We start from the raw sequence: 16,988 nt of genomic DNA, 5'->3' as shown, positions 1-16,988 counted from the left end.
GTGAGATGAAAATGGGGGAATAGCTATTTAGAATTTAATAAAAAAGATAAGATTACGGAGTGTAATCTTATCTTTGCACTAAGAATAATGAATTGTATCTTCAAGGCTTCAAAATGACTTTTATACAATCATCTTCACGATTATTAAAAATTTGATAACCATAGCTCGCTTCTTCAAGGGGAATTTTGTGCGTGATAATCTCTTTTGGATCAAATTCTTTATTTATTATTTTTTCAAATAGCTCCGGCATAAAATGAATGACAGGTGCTTGTCCCATTTTAAGATTAATATTTCTAACCCAAAATGCCCCGAGTGGAAATGCATTATAATTACCACCATAAACGCCGGTCATTTGAACCGTTCCATATTTTCTTACGGCTTTCGTAGCTATTTGAATAGGGCCGAGAGTTCCGCCTTGTAATTTCAATTTTTGTTCCAGAAATTCTAGAGGCGATTTTTTTCCATCCATCCCCACGCAATCAATGACTACATCGGCACCACCATGTGTAATTTCCTTTAAATGTTCTCCCATATCGGGGAATTTTGTAAACTCAAATACCTCAATATTGTTAATCTTTTTTGCATAATTCATCCGATAATCTAAGTAATCCACTGCAATTACACGTTTAGCACCTTGCATCCAAGCAAATTTTTGTGTCATTAATCCAACAGGTCCACAACCAAGGACGATAACAGTATCACCTGGCTTAACGCCTGCGTTTATTACACTCCAATAGGCTGTTGGTAAAACATCTGATAAAAATAGTAGGGATTCATCTTCAAGTTCGCATGATTCCGGTATAACAAATGGAGTGAAATTTCCAAAAGGAACTTTTAAATATTCTGCTTGTCCGCCTGGATGATTACCAAATTTCTCTGTATAACCAAAGTATCCACCAGAATCATAATGAGGATTGGAGTTATCGCATTGACTTTCCATTTCATGTTGGCAATAAAAACAATGTCCACAAGCAACATTAAAGGGGATAACAACACGATCACCTTTTTTTACTTTAGTAACATCTGGACCAACTTCTTCAACAATTCCCATTGGCTCATGACCAATAATGTACCCTGGAGGTAAAGGCATGTTACCTTGATATAAATGTAAATCAGAACCGCAAATAGCGGTTGAAGTAATTTTTACGATAATATCATCTTTTTTCTCTAACTTTGCATCATTCACCTGTTTAACTTGTACTTGGTTTGGTCCTTGATAGGTTACAGCCTTCATCTCATATCTCCTTAAGGAATCATTTTTTATAATTTATATGTATCTCTTGGCAAAGCAGAAATTTTTAGTAAAGAGAAATCTATAAGTATGTTATAGCAACTCTTCTTTCTTATGTCTTTTGTCCCTATTTTAAGAAGAAACTCAATATTTATTCATAATCTAATTCCCACAAAAAGGATAATTATTATTTCATAATTTGTAGCATATTAAAAACATCGGAGGTGAAACAATATGGCAAACAATAATAGTGGAAGTCGTAATGAATTATTAGTTCGAGGCGCTGAACAAGCTCTTGATCAAATGAAATATGAAATTGCACAAGAGTTTGGTGTACAACTTGGTGCAGATACAACAGCTCGTTCAAACGGATCTGTTGGTGGTGAAATTACAAAACGTTTAGTAGCAATGGCAGAACAACAACTTGGTGGTAGAGCTAACCGCTAAGTAAATTGGCATAAAATATAGCAAATATGTAAATCAATTTCTTTTGTGTATTCATAAAAATAAAAACCCTTATATTAAACAGATTCTCACTCAAAGATTATTGATAATCTTCTTTCATAATCTTTGAGTATTTAATTTGTAAACTACTTTCCTAAACAATAAACACGCGGTGTTGGAAAGGTGTTTTCCATGCATAGTAGAAAATCTTTTGCAGGAAAAAGTATACTTAAAAATTTGATTTCAATATTGAAATCAATATTTATTATGGTATTTTCGAAAGGTAGGAATTTAAAAATGGGTATATTAAGTGGAAATCCTCAAAATGAACCGTTACATTACGGAGAGGTATTTGATATTTGGAGTTATCTTCTTGCTGCACAGGGTGCGATTGCAAGCCACCAAGTATTTATGAATCATACAGGTGATGAAGATTTGAAGAAGTTTTTAGAAGGCTTAATTGAAAATGATATAAATTCGGAAATAGAAGAATTAAAAGCTCTTTTAAAGATTAATGGGGTCGCTTTACCGCCTGCTCCTCCAGAACGACCAGTTGCATCTATCGAAGACATTCCTCCTGGAGCACGTATTAATGATGCTGAAATTGCAGCAGCTGTTTCTACAGGATTAGCAGCTGGACTTGTGACATGTAGTCAAGTAATGGGAAAATGCCTTCGAGAAGATGTAGGCATGTTATTTGGACAATTTCATATGAAAAAAGCGCAGGCAGGTGTAACTCTGCTACGTTTAAGTAAGAAAAAGGGATGGGTAGTTCCACCTCCATTACATGTAAGAAATTCTGATCAAGCGTAATAAACAAAAAATAAAAAAGTGGCGTTGGCCACTTTTTTATTTTTTAGATGTATCCTCAAGCTTGGATTTATTTATTGTGGAAGAATCTATATATTCATCTGACATTTCCATAGCATATTTATTATGTTGAATATGATTGTGATTTGTTAATTCATCGTCGTTACGTAGCACTAGCCTCTTCATATAAATGTGGAAGAAAACTTCTGTTCCACCAATAATTAAAGCGGCTATAAATGAAGAAAGTCCAATATTACGAGTAGCATCTAAATCAGTAAACAAGGATATTAGTAACCAAATTCCAAAGAAGCTTAAGCCTAAATCTGCTATTGTAGCAATCATATTTCCGTATTTAGGTAAAATGAAGAGATCTCCAATTAAATAGGCAGCTCCTGTAAGGAAAAGAGAAATTAGTAATACTTTAGGAATTGAAATGCCTTTAAAGATACTAAGTATGATTAGTAATACTGCAGTTATCGCTGTATATTTAATTAATAAAGCAACAATATGTTTCATCATTTTCCTCCATTGTTTAAACGTATATGGAATAAAATATTTCATTAAAAACGGGTTATGCTTTTATATAGCGTAACCCGTTTTAATCACCCTTTAATGGTAAGAAGTACAACCTGGGTAAGAAGCAGGCTTATACTATGGATAGTATTTGCGGAATATCGAGCTTTATTCACAAAGGGTAGTTCCATTCTTATAATAGAGATGTTGCCTAAGTACAGTTTTTTTCATATTAAACTTAATATTTTTTGGTGTTTTGACTTTGTATCATATTCTGATTCATTAATATAAAAATAAACAAAGTATTTTCGCGTTTAATGCATCTTTTTATCTATATATTTTCCGTAATCAGGTACAGCAATTTTATCAAATTCTTGAACGAGTGCTTTGAGGCTTGCTGATAGCAATTCACCTGACATTGGTATTCCATGTCCAGTAACAGTGACTAGAGGCTTTAATTTTTCTAATTTAATAACGGATTCTTTAGCAGCTTTCCAATCTGTTGTTAAGTAACGAGGTGGACCGCTTATTTCCTGTTTTTGAGTTATTACTTTATACAGATACTCCTGTTTTACCGTAACAAAAGCGTCCCCAGCAATTAAAGTTCGGTCTTTTTCTCGGAATAATGAAATATGCCCTGGAGTATGTCCTGGTGTATGAATCCATCTAAACTCTGGCATATGGGGAACAGTTCCATCGGTAGGTAGCGCTTTTACATTATTTCCTAAGTCAATTGGTTCGTTTGGGAACAGAGGAGACATTTTCGCTACCATACCACCTTCAACTGTAGGGTCTGGTTCTGGATAGCTTTGTTGTCCAGACAGGAATGGTATCTCCATTTGATGGGCATAGACCGGAACATCCCAATATTTGATGAGTTCAATTATTCCCCCAACATGATCAAAATGACCGTGAGTTAAAATAATTGCTTTTGGGCGACTATCGGTACCAAATCGATCCTCAGCGATAGAGATAATTTCATTTGCACATTTAGGCATTCCAGCATCAACTAAAACAAAATCATTGGTATGCGGATTTCCAAAAAAGCATATATTGACGATTTGAATCGTGTAACAAAATAAATCAGGTAATACTTCGATGCCGTGACCACTTTCAATTGAAGTTGCTGGAATAAACTCGTAATCACTTCCATAATTCATTTCATTGTCCAATTTTTATCCTCCTAATGTTATTTTAATACCACATTATAGTTCCCTAATTTTGAAAATCCATTTTGAGCGACTTATTAAAAGGAACGAGTAGGATATTACAAAAATCCATTATTCTTATTCCGAAAATCAGGAGTAGAGACTTTAGCAAATAAGTGTCAACTTATATAGGACGCAAGCAAAAGTTTAGAAAACCCTACATTATATTAACTTTTATAGAGGTACATATGAAAGCGGCTGTTAGATATGACCTCTATGATATCTGCATTGCTTATGCATATGTAAATAATAAATGGGTTAGATGTATATCTGAGTATTATTCAATTTTTAGAAATAGAAGAGAGAGGTAACTAAAACATATTACGGCAGAGCTTAAAAAGGTTTGAAAATTATAATAAATCATTTAACATTTCTGCAAAAATGATAGCCGATTTTATTTATAAGAGAGAAGCATGTGAAAGAGTGTTAGAACAAGCAATTAAAGATCGAGAAATGCGATTAATTGCTAGAGACAAAACTGATAAAAGTTTATTTGATATGGAGCAACAAGAAAACCAAGAATCGTTTTCTAATCGAAAGAAGATTAATCTATTGAACTTTGAATTTAAGGTAGATACAAAAGAAATATAGAATTAGTAGAAAAACAATAAAAAAATATTTTCCTAAAATTTTTCAGGACCATATCTAGATTGTATTTATTCATCCTTATTTAATCTAATGAACCCATCGGCTACTAGGTTAATACGATGTAACGGAAAGGGGGGTGAAAAAATGAATGAAGAAAGAAAAGTATATAATAGTCCTTATGGATACACAAATTCTTTTCATCAGTCTTATCCATTGGACTCTTATCCTTTTGTAATGGACAGCCGGAATATTGATATGAGTAGAGGGATAAGGCCACAACAATGGCAACAACCACAACAATGGCAACAACTACAACAATGGCAACAACCACAACAACCACAACAGTCACAACAACCACAACAACCACAACAGCTACAACAGTCACAACAGCCACAACAATATAAGTGTCAATGTGATGGAAGCGAAGCTGTTTGTGTATCAATCCCAGTACCACTTACAGTTGTTCTTTTGGGAACGAAACTCCAAGTTGAATTACCTTGTATTAGAATAACGTCCGAAGAAGATATTACACCAGTATTACAAAAATTGGTGAAAACCCTTGGTGGTTTACTTGGAGGTTCAGGTAGCACGTCGTCTTAAAAATACAAATTTACTTATTTATTCGGATAATAATAGTTTTCGTTCAAACAGGGGTAAGGTAGACTACAATAGCATTAAGCAAATTTTGTGGTATACATCCGCAAGGGGATGGCTCTTACTCATTGTAGCAGTTTTATGCTTCCAAAATATAAGAGGTTTATTTTTAAATTGTGGTTTTGAAAGAAAGCTTAATTGTTTTTTCAGTGAATGAATCTTCAAAAACAGTCTTTTTTTAATTTCTAGACATTAAAAGTTAAGGATGTTCCACTTTTATATAAAATTGAATATGTGTTCAAAAAGAAACGGATCCAATCTGAAAAAAATTAAATTGGATCCGTTTCTTTTTATCTTTTGTAGAAGAAGGATTGTTGAGCTGTTTTTAGATGAACTACTAATGTTTTGGTTTTAGGGAAAATTTATGGCAATGTTATACTTCAAATATTACAAAGTTTTTATCTGAAAATTACGATTTATTGTAATGTTATGGTTCGAACTGAGGTTGATTTATAGTTCGAATCACATTATTAAAGAAATGATAAAGGAGCAAACGAAAGCCTCGCGTCCAATTGTAACAGAAGTGATGATCCCTTCCTAACTTAATTATATCATGTAATTTACGTTCGAAATAGACTGTTTCTTCTCATTTACTACTGTTACAATCAAGAACACATGAATAGTAAGGAGAGGTGCCAAATGAGTTCTTTCGTTCTCGATTTTCAGGAAATAGAAAAAACGCAGCTTTTTCTCGTCGGTGGAAAAGGATTGAATTTAGGGGAGTTATCAAATATTCAAGGGATACAAGTGCCAGAAGGATTTTGTGTTACAACGGTAGGGTATGAACAGGCCATCGGAAAAAATGAAGCGTTTCAAACTTTGTTGAATCAATTAGCAATGCTAAAAATTGAGGAACGAGATCAAATTGGTGAAATTAGTAAGAAGATTAGAGAAGTCATTATGGCGGTGGAAATTCCAGTTGATGTAGTGGAATCAGTAGCTCGTTATCTCTCGCACTTTGGCGATGAACATGCATATGCAGTGCGTTCGAGTGCTACTGCTGAAGATTTACCACATGCCTCGTTTGCAGGTCAACAAGATACGTATTTAAATGTGATTGGAAAAGAAGCTATTTTGCAGCATATTAAAAAATGTTGGGCTTCTTTATTTACAGATCGAGCGGTTATATACCGCATGCAAAACGGCTTTGATCATAATCAAGTTTCTATAAGTGTTGTCGTTCAAAGGATGATATTCCCGGAGGCATCGGGCATTTTGTTTACTGCTGATCCGATTACTTCTAACCGAAAGGTGTTATCAATTGATGCCAGTTTTGGACTTGGTGAGGCGCTAGTATCAGGACTCGTCTCTGCCGATAATTATAAAGTAAAAGAAGGCGAAATTGTCGATAAAATGATTGCAACTAAAAAAGTAGCTATTTATGCCTTAAAAGAGGCCGGAACAGAGACGAAACAGATTGATCCTGCTCAGCAAAAGCTTCAAACATTGTCTGAACAACAAATATTACAACTAGCACGTATCGGAAGACAGATCGAAGCTTATTTTGGTTGTCCGCAAGATATCGAATGGTGTTTAGCTGGGGATACATTTTATATTGTCCAAAGTCGCCCAATCACGACTTTATATCCAATTCCAGAAGCAAATGATGGGGAAAATCATGTGTATGTATCGGTTGGTCATCAGCAAATGATGACAGATCCTTTGAAGCCATTAGGAATGTCTTTATTCCAGTTAACATCTTTTGGACAGAGGTTTCATGCAGGGGGAAGGTTGTTTGTTGATGTTGCACAAAGATTGGCTTCGCCAACAAGTAGAGAACTTTTATTAAATACGATAGGGAATTCGGAACCGCTTATTAAAGATGCATTAACGACTGTAGTCGAGCGAGATGATTTTATTAAATTGTTACCGGATGATGAAACAGGAAAGAGTGTTGGTAAAAGTGGGGCACCTGTAAGCTCACAACCAGAAATCGAAAACAATCCGGCAATCGTTACGGATTTAATAAAGAAGAGTCAAGCATCAATCGAAGAGTTAAAACGAAACATGCAAACGAAATCAGGGGTGGATGTACTTGATTTTATTTTGGAAGATATTCAGCAATTAAAGAAAATACTATTTCATCCGCAAAGTATGGCTGTCATTATGGCAGGTATGAATGCTTCAACATGGATCAATGAAAAAATGGAGCAATGGCTAGGTGAAAAGAATGCAGCAGACACGCTTTCTCAATCTGTACAAAATAATATTACGTCAGAAATGGGTTTAGCATTAATGGACGTTGCAGATGTGATTCGCCCTTATCCAAAAGTCATTGCATATTTACAGCACGTAAAAGATAGTAGCTTTTTAGATGAACTCGTTCAGTTTGAAGGCGGGGAAAAAGCACGGGATGCAATCGATGCTTTTCTAAATAAATACGGAATGAGATGCAGCGGAGAAATTGACATTACGAAAACGCGCTGGAGTGAACAACCAACTACAATTATCCCGATGATTTTAAATCATATAAGAGATTTCGAAGCCGGTGCTAGTAAGCGGAAGTTTGAAGTAGGACTGCAGGAAGCTTTGAAAAAAGAAGAAGAACTATTAGATCGATTGCAGCATTTGCCGGATGGTAAACAAAAAGTAGAAGAGACGAAGCGTATGATTCGTAACATCCGGAATTTCATCGGTTATCGTGAATACCCGAAATACGGCATGATTAATCGTTATTTCATATATAAGCAGGCGTTATTGAAAGAAGCTGAGCAACTTGTGCAAAGCGGTGTCATTCATGAAATCGATGATATATACTACCTAACTTTTGAAGAACTTCACGAAGTCGTCCGCACGAATAAACTAGATTACGAGCTTATTCATAAACAAAAAAATGATTACAAATTATATGAAAAATTAACACCTCCGCGTGTAATGACGTCTGATGGAGAAATCATTACAGGTAAATATAAACGAGAAAACCTCCCAGGTGACGTGATTGTAGGTCTGCCTGTTTCTTCTGGAGTTATAGAGGGAAGAGCTCGCGTTATTTTAAACATGGAAGATGCGAATTTAGAAGAGGGAGATATATTAGTTACAGCTTTTACTGACCCTGGCTGGACACCATTGTTTGTATCGATAAAAGGGTTAGTAACAGAAGTCGGTGGACTTATGACGCATGGAGCAGTTATTGCACGTGAATATGGATTGCCGGCAGTTGTTGGGGTAGAGAACGCTACGAAACTAATCAAAGACGGTCAACGAATTCGGGTACATGGAACAGAAGGGTATATTGAAGTGCTGTAATTGTCTTTTAGATAAATAAAGAAATCGTCCACTAAATATAGTGGACGATTTCTTTATGATTTTAATTGAAACGGAAGACCGAAATAAAAAGGAGCGTATGATATACAGAGATTTTAATAGTTTTATCAACTTTCATCAATATTTCCTGAAACATTGATGAATCAGAATGTATGTTCATCTAAAATAAAGGATTTTTTCAAAAATATTACAAATCAAGACAATACATTGTTAATTATCTGAATTTTCTATAATATATAAACGTTGTATCGTATTTAATATTGGGGAGGAATAGGGATGAAGAAAAAGCCTTTTAAAGTGCTGTCTACGTTTGCGGCGGCAGCAGTGCTTAGTTGCACATTTGGGTATGGGGGGCAATCTGCTTATGCGGCAACGCCGTCTAATGGAGGAACTTTAAGTCCAATTGATGAAAATTTAATTCAAGAGGAGCGATTAGCAGATGCGCTCAAGAAACGCGGTGTAATTAGTGAATCTACGTCGAAAGAAGACACATTAAAAGCTGTTGAAAAATACGTAGAGAAGAAAAAAGGTGAAAATGCTGGAAAAGAACCAGCAGCGGGGGATAGTGTTACGAGAGAAGCTGCTGACTTTTTGAAAAAAGTTAAAGATGCAAAAGCAGATGAGAAAGAAAAAGCAGATCAACCTGCTAGTGGCCCGGTAGTTGGACAAGAGCCGGTTAAAGGGGGATTAAACGGCAAAGTACCAACTACTTCAGCGAAGCAAAAACAATATAACGGTGATGTTCGTAAAGATAAAGTTCTTGTATTGCTAGTAGAGTTTGCTGACTTTAAGCATAACAATATTGATCAAGTACCAGGTTATATGTATTCAAACGATTTTAATCCAGAACATTATCAAAAAATGTTATTTGGTAATGAGCCATTTACACTCTTTGATGGTTCAAAAGTACCAACATTTAAACAATATTATGAAGAGCAATCTGGTGGTAGTTATACAGTAGATGGCACAGTAACAAAGTGGTTGACAGTCCCTGGTAATGCGGCAGATTATGGCGCAGATGCAGGAGATGGCGGTCATGATAATATGGGACCAAAAGGACCGCGTGATTTTGTAAAAGAGGCATTAAATGCGGCTGTAGAAAGTGGTATTGATTTATCTGAATTTGACGAATACGATCAATATGACAATAATGGTGATGGCAATAAAAATGAACCAGATGGTCTGATTGATCACTTAATGGTCATTCACGCTGGAGTTGGACAAGATGGAGGCGGTGGTAGATTAGGTGATGATGCAATTTGGTCACATCGTTGGCACCTTGGAACACCATATCCAATTGAAGGAACAAAAGCAAAAGTTGATAACTGGGGCGGTAAAATGGCAGCATACGACTACACAATTGAGCCAGAAGACGGAGCAGTTGGTGTATTCGCACATGAATTTGGTCATGATTTAGGTCTTCCAGATGAGTATGATACGAAGTACTCAGGAGCAGGTGAGCCAATTAACTCTTGGTCTGTTATGAGCGGCGGCAGCTGGGCTGGTAAAATTGCAGGAACAACGCCACCGAGTTTCTCTCCACAAAACAAAGATTTCTTTCAAAAGAACATGGGTGGAAACTGGGCAAATATTGTAGAGGTTGACTATAATAAATTAAATCGCGGTATCGGTTATGCGACGTATTTAGATCAAAGTGTAACGAAATCAAATCGCCCTGGTCTGGTTCGCGTTAACTTACCAGATAAAGAGGTAAAAGGTATTCAGCCTGCATTCGGTAAGAAGTACTACTATAGTACAAAAGGTGATAATCTTCATACAACATTAGAAACGCCAGTGTTTGATTTAACAAATGCAACAAATGCGAAGTTTGATTACAAATCAATGTATGAAATTGAAACGGATTATGATTTCCTTGAAGTACATGCAGTGAAAGAAGATGGTACGAAAACGTTAGTGGATCGAATTGGTGAAAAGAATGTGAAAAATGGTCTAGACACAACAGATGGTAAATGGGTAGATAAGTCTTATGACTTAAGCAAATTTAAAGGTCAAAAAGTAAAATTAGTATTCGAATACATTACAGATGGTGGTTTAGCGCCGACCGGTTTTACTTTTGATAATGCTACATTAACTGTAGATGGGAATGTTGTGTTCTCTGATGATGCAGAGGATGAAACGAAATTAAAATTAAATGGTTTCGTTGTAGCAAACGGTTTTGATAAGAAGAAGCATAACTACTATTTAGAGTGGAGAAACTATGCTGGTGCTGATCAAGCGTTAAAATATAGCAGTGGTGTACCGTATAATACAGGTCTTCTAGTATGGTATGCAGACTCTAGCTTTACAGATAATTGGGTGGGTATGCATCCAGGTGAAGGTTTCTTAGGAGTTGTTGACTCTCACCCAGAGGCAATTGTTGGAACGCTAAACGGAAAACCAACTGTTAAAAATAGTACAAGATTCCAAATCGCAGATGCTGCGTTCTCCTTTAACCAAACGCCAGCATGGAAAGTTGTATCTCCAACACGCGGAACATATGATTACAAAGGATTACCAGGTGTAACGAAGTTTGATGATTCTAAAGCATATATGAACGACTTAATCCCAGATGCAGGACGTAAAGTACCGAAGCTTGGATTGAAATTTGAAGTAGTTGGACAAGCAGATGATAACTCTGCAGGTGCAGTTCGTTTATATCGTTAATAATGTAGAAGCTGTTGAAGGGGGAGTCCTTTCAACAGCTTTTTTTTACAGAAACATAAATTTCAAGTTATTAATAAAATAATAGAAATTACTAAGCAAGCGGGCTTATTTCTTTAAACCAGCTGCATAAAAAGGTCCATGAACTGCGATTGTTGATAAAATACGAGCAATTTCCTCAGGTGTTTCTTTTTGGCCACTATTTAACCATTGCTGGATGACACCTATATGAGCGGATGCCATATAAGAAGTTAAGTATTGGCTTGGAACAAGTAAATTTTCCTTATTAATGAGAGCACCATTCGTATCTTCAAATAATGTTTTCCACATAAAGTCTTTCAACTTTGTTTGAAAAGATAAATCTCCTTTTGGGCTAAGTACAGCTTTCATAAAATCACTATTTTCATTTAGAAATTCAAGAATAGAAGTGATAAGTAGAAACGGCATTGTTGGAGAAGGATTTGATCCGAGATCCGCAATCACTTCTGGGAATCTCTTTTTGGCAATGCTAGAAAACTCATACATGATGTCTTCTTGGCATTTCGTCATTAAATCAAATTTATCTTGATAGTGCGCATAGAAAGTACCGCGATTAATGTTTGCTTTCGTTGTAATATCTTTCACTGTAATGGCGTCAAAACCTTTTTCTTCAATTAATTCCACTAATGCATTTCGTATGGCAGTTTTCGTACGAACAACACGTAAATCTAAATTACTATCGCGCAAAGCATGTCCCTCCTTAATTTTAGCCAACACATTTAAAGGATGTGTCTTATAACCGACACATTCACGATTTTTGATTATTGAATAAGGTGTAGCTCAAACATATAATTCAAAATATAAATAAACAACACGTTGTTCATTTATTGTAACGAAAATTAAAGGAGGAGAAAAGAAAATGTTTAAAAATAAACTTTTATGGTGGTCACCAGTTATTGCACTACTTGTTGTTTTTATTTTTTCATTAACATTATTTCCAACCGTTCAACCTCAGCCTAAAAACTTACCAATTGCCATTGTAAATGAGGACCAAGGAGTCGAAATTCCGAATCAAGCGAAAATGAATATGGGGCAAACAATCGTTGATAACATGAAAAAAACAGCGAAATCAGAGGAAGAACCCGCAGTGAAGTGGGTAGAAGTAAAAAATAAAGAAGCTGTTCAAAAGGGATTAAACAATAAAGAGTATTACGCGGCATTAGTCATCCCGAAAGAATTTAGCGCAAAACAAGCATCATTACGAACACCACAGCCATCTTCGCCTGAGGTAGAAATATTCATCAATCAAGGAATGAATACAGCAGCATCCACTATGGCAGGGCAGATGTTACAGGCAATCGTTGATAATATGAATAACACTGTTCGTACGCAGCTACTAGACGGATTGAAAGCAAAAGGAGCTACTTTAACAGCAGACCAAGTTTCAAATGTAGCAACACCTATTACGAAGAAAGTGACAAATGTAAATGAGGTCGGAAAAAATAGTGCGAACGGTAACTCGCCAATTTCATTATTCCAACCGCTATGGATTGCAAGTTTAGCGAGCGCAGCAATCATCTTTATTGCAATTCGTAAAATACCAGTCGGCTCACGAAAAGAAAACTTTATATTGAAAGTAAAACAAATCGTAACAGGAGCAATTGCGGCCCTTGTAATTGGATTTGGTCTTACATGGATTGCAGAGGGAATGGTAGGATTAAATATTTCGAATGTAATGGATACGGCGTTGTTCTTATCCATTACAGCGTTTAGCTTCTTCTTAATGATTTCGGCAGTACTATCATTAGTTGGGCTAAAAGGAATTGGTGTATTTGCTTTATTACTATTCTTCGGAGCGCCATTATTATCATTAGCGCCTGAGATGTTGTCTCCGTTTTATCAAGACTGGGTTTACTCATGGTTACCAATGAAGTTTATGATAGAAGGACTTAGAGAAATCTTCTTCTTCGGAAAAGGGTTAAGCTGGAATACACCTGTTACTGTGCTCGTTTGGATTGGGATAGTAAGTATGGTTATTATACTAGCAACGGCATTGAAGCGTAGTGTAGTAAAGGGACATAAAACAGAATTACATGCTTAAAAATAAAAGCCGTTTCACTAGTAGTGAAACGGTTTTTGTGATGAAATTTATATGGATTTTTGCTTAAGTGAATGGCCTTTTGTTCTTTCCATAGTATCGAGATTTCTAAAGATCGCGTACGTTCCAAATAATCTCACCGCGCTCGTCGTCCCACGTACTGTGATGCCGCGTAAAACCGATCTTTTCTAGCACACGGAGGGAAGCAACATTCCAAGCGCCTACAGTCGACCAAAGTTTGTGGCGCCCAGTAGCAATCGTAGCGTCTAGCACAGCGGATGCTGCCTCAGTCGCGTAGCCTTTACCGTGAGCACTGCGGAACAACTCGTATGCAATCTCCGGCTCTTCAAGTGTAGAACGACCAATAATTAAGCCGCAGTATCCGATGAAATCACCTTCGTTGCGCCTTCGAATAGTGAGAAGGGAAATGCCATTTTCGTCTGCCTTCTTGCGCATCTCAATGAGCCAGTTACGAACGGAATCAACGGTTGGAATGTCCACACCACGTTCGCCAATTAATTTGCTCAGCCAAACGGAATCGGATTCCTCCCACATACTAAGCTCAAGTCTTTCGGTTTTCAGCTGGAACGCCATAGGTTTAAATAAAGATGGCATAGTGGAACCTCCTAGTTATATGACTGTATTCATAATAGCTTCGCATCTCAACACCACATCTGGTTGGAAACCTGATTCATTCGCGAATTTATAGTAACAGTGTACAAAAAAATAGTGATATTTTATCCGCTACTTGCCGTGCATTAAAATCCCCACTGATTATAGTTTCACTTTATGAATAAGCAATTCCTTTGCAAAATAGACCATTGCAGCAATCTTTATTTTAGATTTACAGTTGTCCCGTTATATACACATGCTCCGACTATTTCAAAATGCATAAAATGTTAAGCGGAATTATGGAGGGGATACGATGTATAATTTGAATGATTATGATTGGTATAGGCAGAATGATAAGTTGATTAATGATATTGAAAAAGCTATAAACGGAGAGTATAGCGCTATAAACTGCTATGCGAAATTAGCCAACATGGCTCCAAATGTGGTGGAACGAAATCAAATTCTTGAAATCCGTAACGATGAAATAAAGCATTTTCATCACTTTGTACAAATGTATACGAATTTAACTGGCAGGCAGCCGAAACCACAGATTACGGAAGTCTGCCCGAATACGTACTTACAAGGATTAGAGTTCGCTATACAAGATGAGCAGAAGACAGTAGATTTTTATTTGGAAATTGCAGATGAAACGTCGAATGCATCTATGAAAGACTTGTTGCGAAGAATAGCTGCAGATGAACAAAATCATGCGGTATGGTTTTTATATTATTTTGTGAAGTCGAAGTGAATGTTGAAAATGAATAGCTGATGTGGTGAACATATTAAAATGTAGTGTAATAATTGATTGCAATACTAAAGTATGAATAGAAGGAAACCGTTTCACAGTAGTGAAACGGTTTTTTTAAGATGAAATATAAGTTACATAGGATCGACAAAATATAGTGGTTGAATTTGGTATATAATGTATGAAGCGAAAATGAAAATAAATACGCCAGGAGCTAACAAATGAAAAGAGGAATCTTTGTAGAAATTCCAAATGAATATAGTAATTTACTTTGGAAAGTATTAAAGCCAATTCATATTTCTTCATTTGATTGGTGGGTGGGGAGTGAGGAGTCATACTTGGTAGCACGTGGTGGATTGGATGAAGCGTTATTTCCAGAAGAACCAAGTGTAATGGAAGGATCGGATTTGAACAGGTTATTTAAAGACAACATATATTATCTTATTTTTGCAGATTTGAAGGCATATCCAAAAGGAGAAGAAGCAATCGATATTGAAACATATGAAGAGTTTAAGGAAAGTAAGTGTGAGGTAGTCGTATTAGTAGTTGATGCTCAGTACATACAAATTTATGCGAAAGAACAAAAAGCGATTGAATTGATGTATGAAAATGCACATGATTTAGGGTTTTACGTGGAATACGTTACAGATGAAAATGATGGTAGAACGCGTTTATCAGTATAGTAGCGATAGGAAAGGAGAACGGCAATATGGAGAGCAATACAGGTAAAGAACGTATCATTCGAACTGCTATGGAAGAGGAAAGCGATAGCATTATTACTCTATTAAAAGAGGTAGCGCAGTGGCTACAACATAAAGAAGTAGATCAGTGGCAGTACCTTTTAGGAGGAGAAGCTACAGCTGAAATACTAGAAGCTATAAGAGAAAAATATACGTATGTTGTTATGAAAGAAGATGAAATTGTTGGTACGGTTACAGTTTCTCCTAAACAAAATGAATGGGATGAATATATTTTTGGTAAAGAGGAAGTTTCTAATTCGTTGTACATTCATAGATTTGCCGTGAAGCGGAAGTATACGGGAAATGGAATAGGAGAATGGATGTTACGATGGATAGAAGAGAATGTGCAACATGATAAAGAGTATTTGAAGTTAGATTGTGTAGGGCATAATCAGATATTGAATGATTTTTATAAGAGAAGTGGTTTTGATTATGTTGGAAGTACGGATGGGCTTAGCAAGTTTCAAAAGAGAAGGGGAATGTGAATGCATTCAATTAACGTAAGTTTAGTTGAAAAGTTAATACAGGAACAGTTTCCTGAATGGGCACACTTAGAAGTGAAACCTGTAAAGCTTAGTGGGCATGATAATAGAACGTTTCATCTAGGCGATCAGATGAGTGTAAGATTACCAAGTGATGTAGCATATGCACCGCAAGTAGAGAAGGAAAACAAATGGCTTCCTCTATTAAGCAAGGAACTTTCATTACCAATTTCTTCTCCAATTGCGAAAGGGAATCCGTCTGAAGAATATCCGTGGCCTTGGTCTATTAATAAGTGGATAGAAGGAGAGACAGTTACGAAAGAAAATGTACGTGACTTAAATGAGTTTGCGGCGGATTTAGGATCATTTCTAGTAGCATTGCAATCTATTGATGCGAGTAACGGACCGATAGCTGGAGTACATAATTTTTACCGAGGTGGGCTTATATCTGTATATGATAAAGAGACGAGAGATGCTATCGAAAATAATAAGGACGTTTTTGATGAAACAGTATTAAAGCACCTGTGGGATTTAGCACTTCAGTCAACTTGGAAGCGTAAGCCAGTTTGGGTTCATGGGGATGTTGCACCAGGGAACTTACTCATTAAAGATGGAAAGCTTAGTGCCGTAATTGATTTTGGCATATTAGGAGTAGGAGACCCTGCGTGCGATGCCGCGATGGCTTGGACATTCTTTGATCAGAATAGTAGAAACATATTTAAAGAAATATTACGTATGGACGAAGAAACGTGGAATAGAGCGAGAGGATGGGCGCTTTGGAAGGCGTTAATTACATATGATGCCAATAAGATTAGTAATAAGATAGTGGCAGAAGAATCGTATCGTGTAATTCAAGTAATTGTGGATGATTATAAGAGGTAGTAGAAAAGCCTATTTTAAAATAGGCTTTTTCATATGATTAAATATTAGAAATAGAAAGAAGGAATACAACATTATTA

General features: G+C 36.1%; 16 protein-coding genes. 11 read left to right on the top strand and 5 right to left on the bottom strand.

Annotation, left to right across the window (positions count from 1 at the left end; all coding sequences use genetic code 11):
* Nucleotides 1-100 precede the first annotated feature (100 nt).
* On the bottom strand, nt 101-1,234 hold the full coding sequence (locus DN410_RS06275) for a zinc-dependent alcohol dehydrogenase (protein ID WP_149175834.1): 1,134 nt from the start codon (nt 1,232-1,234) through the stop codon (nt 101-103).
* 231 nt (nt 1,235-1,465) lie between these two features.
* Here DN410_RS06275 and sasP point away from each other — a divergent pair, with 231 nt between their 5' ends.
* Nucleotides 1,466-1,678 carry a small acid-soluble spore protein, SasP family gene (sasP, locus tag DN410_RS06270; RefSeq protein WP_000002841.1) on the top strand — a complete coding sequence of 71 codons (213 nt, stop codon included), beginning with the start codon at nt 1,466-1,468 and terminating at the stop codon, nt 1,676-1,678.
* A gap of 294 nt (nt 1,679-1,972) precedes the next feature.
* Nucleotides 1,973-2,488, top strand: a complete 516-nt coding sequence (locus DN410_RS06265; RefSeq protein ID WP_149175833.1) for a DUF3231 family protein — start codon at nt 1,973-1,975, stop codon at nt 2,486-2,488.
* 36 nt (nt 2,489-2,524) lie between these two features.
* Here the strand turns inward: DN410_RS06265 and DN410_RS06260 are convergent, their stop codons facing one another.
* Together DN410_RS06260 and DN410_RS06255 are read right to left on the bottom strand one after the other, a co-directional pair.
* Nucleotides 2,525-3,001, bottom strand: a complete 477-nt coding sequence (locus DN410_RS06260; protein ID WP_149175832.1) for a YndM family protein — start codon at nt 2,999-3,001, stop codon at nt 2,525-2,527.
* Between the two features lie 311 nt (nt 3,002-3,312).
* Nucleotides 3,313-4,170, bottom strand: a complete 858-nt coding sequence (locus tag DN410_RS06255) for an MBL fold metallo-hydrolase (RefSeq protein ID WP_149175831.1) — start codon at nt 4,168-4,170, stop codon at nt 3,313-3,315.
* A gap of 417 nt (nt 4,171-4,587) precedes the next feature.
* Here DN410_RS06255 and DN410_RS27855 point away from each other — a divergent pair, with 417 nt between their 5' ends.
* The 4 genes from DN410_RS27855 (at nt 4,588) to DN410_RS06235 (ending at nt 11,376) form a co-directional block, all read left to right on the top strand.
* The gene (locus DN410_RS27855; protein ID WP_218947465.1) at nt 4,588-4,797 is read left to right on the top strand and encodes a hypothetical protein; all 210 of its coding nucleotides are present in this window, start codon (nt 4,588-4,590) and stop codon (nt 4,795-4,797) included.
* A 141-nt stretch (nt 4,798-4,938) separates the two neighbouring features.
* Entirely contained in the window at nt 4,939-5,394 is a 456-nt protein-coding gene (locus DN410_RS06250; RefSeq protein WP_179958586.1) for a hypothetical protein, read from the top strand.
* 693 nt (nt 5,395-6,087) lie between these two features.
* Nucleotides 6,088-8,694 carry a phosphoenolpyruvate synthase gene (ppsA, locus tag DN410_RS06245; protein WP_149175829.1) on the top strand — a complete coding sequence of 869 codons (2,607 nt, stop codon included), beginning with the start codon at nt 6,088-6,090 and terminating at the stop codon, nt 8,692-8,694.
* Nucleotides 8,695-8,988: 294 nt separating this feature from the next.
* Nucleotides 8,989-11,376: an immune inhibitor A domain-containing protein gene (locus DN410_RS06235; RefSeq protein WP_149175827.1), complete on the top strand. Its 2,388-nt coding sequence runs from the start codon at nt 8,989-8,991 to the stop codon at nt 11,374-11,376.
* Between the two features lie 105 nt (nt 11,377-11,481).
* Here the strand turns inward: DN410_RS06235 and DN410_RS06230 are convergent, their stop codons facing one another.
* Complete coding sequence (locus DN410_RS06230) at nt 11,482-12,099, bottom strand: TetR/AcrR family transcriptional regulator (RefSeq protein WP_304519894.1); 618 nt, start codon at nt 12,097-12,099, stop codon at nt 11,482-11,484.
* 172 nt (nt 12,100-12,271) lie between these two features.
* On the opposite strand from DN410_RS06230, the gene DN410_RS06225 reads away from it, so the two are divergent.
* Nucleotides 12,272-13,453 (top strand): YhgE/Pip domain-containing protein, encoded by a 1,182-nt coding sequence (locus DN410_RS06225; protein WP_149175825.1) that lies wholly within the window; start codon nt 12,272-12,274, stop codon nt 13,451-13,453.
* Between the two features lie 105 nt (nt 13,454-13,558).
* On the opposite strand, the gene DN410_RS06220 is transcribed toward DN410_RS06225, so the two are convergent.
* Nucleotides 13,559-14,065, bottom strand: coding sequence for a GNAT family N-acetyltransferase (locus DN410_RS06220; RefSeq protein ID WP_149175824.1), 507 nt, complete (start codon nt 14,063-14,065; stop codon nt 13,559-13,561).
* 310 nt (nt 14,066-14,375) lie between these two features.
* Here DN410_RS06220 and DN410_RS06215 point away from each other — a divergent pair, with 310 nt between their 5' ends.
* The 4 genes from DN410_RS06215 (at nt 14,376) to DN410_RS06200 (ending at nt 16,911) form a co-directional block, all read left to right on the top strand.
* Complete coding sequence (locus tag DN410_RS06215) at nt 14,376-14,810, top strand: ferritin-like domain-containing protein (RefSeq protein ID WP_149175823.1); 435 nt, start codon at nt 14,376-14,378, stop codon at nt 14,808-14,810.
* A gap of 218 nt (nt 14,811-15,028) precedes the next feature.
* Nucleotides 15,029-15,490, top strand: coding sequence for a DUF2691 family protein (locus tag DN410_RS06210; protein ID WP_149175822.1), 462 nt, complete (start codon nt 15,029-15,031; stop codon nt 15,488-15,490).
* Nucleotides 15,491-15,516: 26 nt separating this feature from the next.
* Entirely contained in the window at nt 15,517-16,032 is a 516-nt protein-coding gene (locus tag DN410_RS06205) for a GNAT family N-acetyltransferase (RefSeq protein ID WP_149175821.1), read from the top strand.
* Entirely contained in the window at nt 16,033-16,911 is an 879-nt protein-coding gene (locus DN410_RS06200) for an aminoglycoside phosphotransferase family protein (RefSeq protein ID WP_149175820.1), read from the top strand.
* Nucleotides 16,912-16,988 lie beyond the last annotated feature (77 nt).

The organism is Bacillus sp. SH5-2 (assembly GCF_008368905.1).
In the GTDB taxonomy this organism is placed as follows: domain Bacteria; phylum Bacillota; class Bacilli; order Bacillales; family Bacillaceae_G; genus Bacillus_A; species Bacillus_A luti.
Note: the sequence above shows the minus strand (reverse complement) of the source record. Positions and strands in the feature narration are given on the sequence as shown.

Excerpts from the sequence above, each read along its gene's own strand:
- DN410_RS06275 (WP_149175834.1), bottom strand. The coding sequence starts at position 1,234 with ATGAAGGCTGTAACCTATCAAGGACCAAACCAAGTACAAGTTAAACAG.
- sasP (WP_000002841.1), top strand. The coding sequence starts at position 1,466 with ATGGCAAACAATAATAGTGGAAGTCGTAATGAATTATTAGTTCGAGGC.
- DN410_RS06265 (WP_149175833.1), top strand. The coding sequence starts at position 1,973 with ATGGGTATATTAAGTGGAAATCCTCAAAATGAACCGTTACATTACGGA.
- DN410_RS06260 (WP_149175832.1), bottom strand. The coding sequence starts at position 3,001 with ATGAAACATATTGTTGCTTTATTAATTAAATATACAGCGATAACTGCA.
- DN410_RS27855 (WP_218947465.1), top strand. The coding sequence starts at position 4,588 with ATGATAGCCGATTTTATTTATAAGAGAGAAGCATGTGAAAGAGTGTTA.
- DN410_RS06250 (WP_179958586.1), top strand. The coding sequence starts at position 4,939 with ATGAATGAAGAAAGAAAAGTATATAATAGTCCTTATGGATACACAAAT.
- ppsA (WP_149175829.1), top strand. The coding sequence starts at position 6,088 with ATGAGTTCTTTCGTTCTCGATTTTCAGGAAATAGAAAAAACGCAGCTT.
- DN410_RS06235 (WP_149175827.1), top strand. The coding sequence starts at position 8,989 with ATGAAGAAAAAGCCTTTTAAAGTGCTGTCTACGTTTGCGGCGGCAGCA.
- DN410_RS06225 (WP_149175825.1), top strand. The coding sequence starts at position 12,272 with ATGTTTAAAAATAAACTTTTATGGTGGTCACCAGTTATTGCACTACTT.
- DN410_RS06220 (WP_149175824.1), bottom strand. The coding sequence starts at position 14,065 with ATGCCATCTTTATTTAAACCTATGGCGTTCCAGCTGAAAACCGAAAGA.
- DN410_RS06215 (WP_149175823.1), top strand. The coding sequence starts at position 14,376 with ATGTATAATTTGAATGATTATGATTGGTATAGGCAGAATGATAAGTTG.
- DN410_RS06210 (WP_149175822.1), top strand. The coding sequence starts at position 15,029 with ATGAAAAGAGGAATCTTTGTAGAAATTCCAAATGAATATAGTAATTTA.
- DN410_RS06205 (WP_149175821.1), top strand. The coding sequence starts at position 15,517 with ATGGAGAGCAATACAGGTAAAGAACGTATCATTCGAACTGCTATGGAA.
- DN410_RS06200 (WP_149175820.1), top strand. The coding sequence starts at position 16,033 with ATGCATTCAATTAACGTAAGTTTAGTTGAAAAGTTAATACAGGAACAG.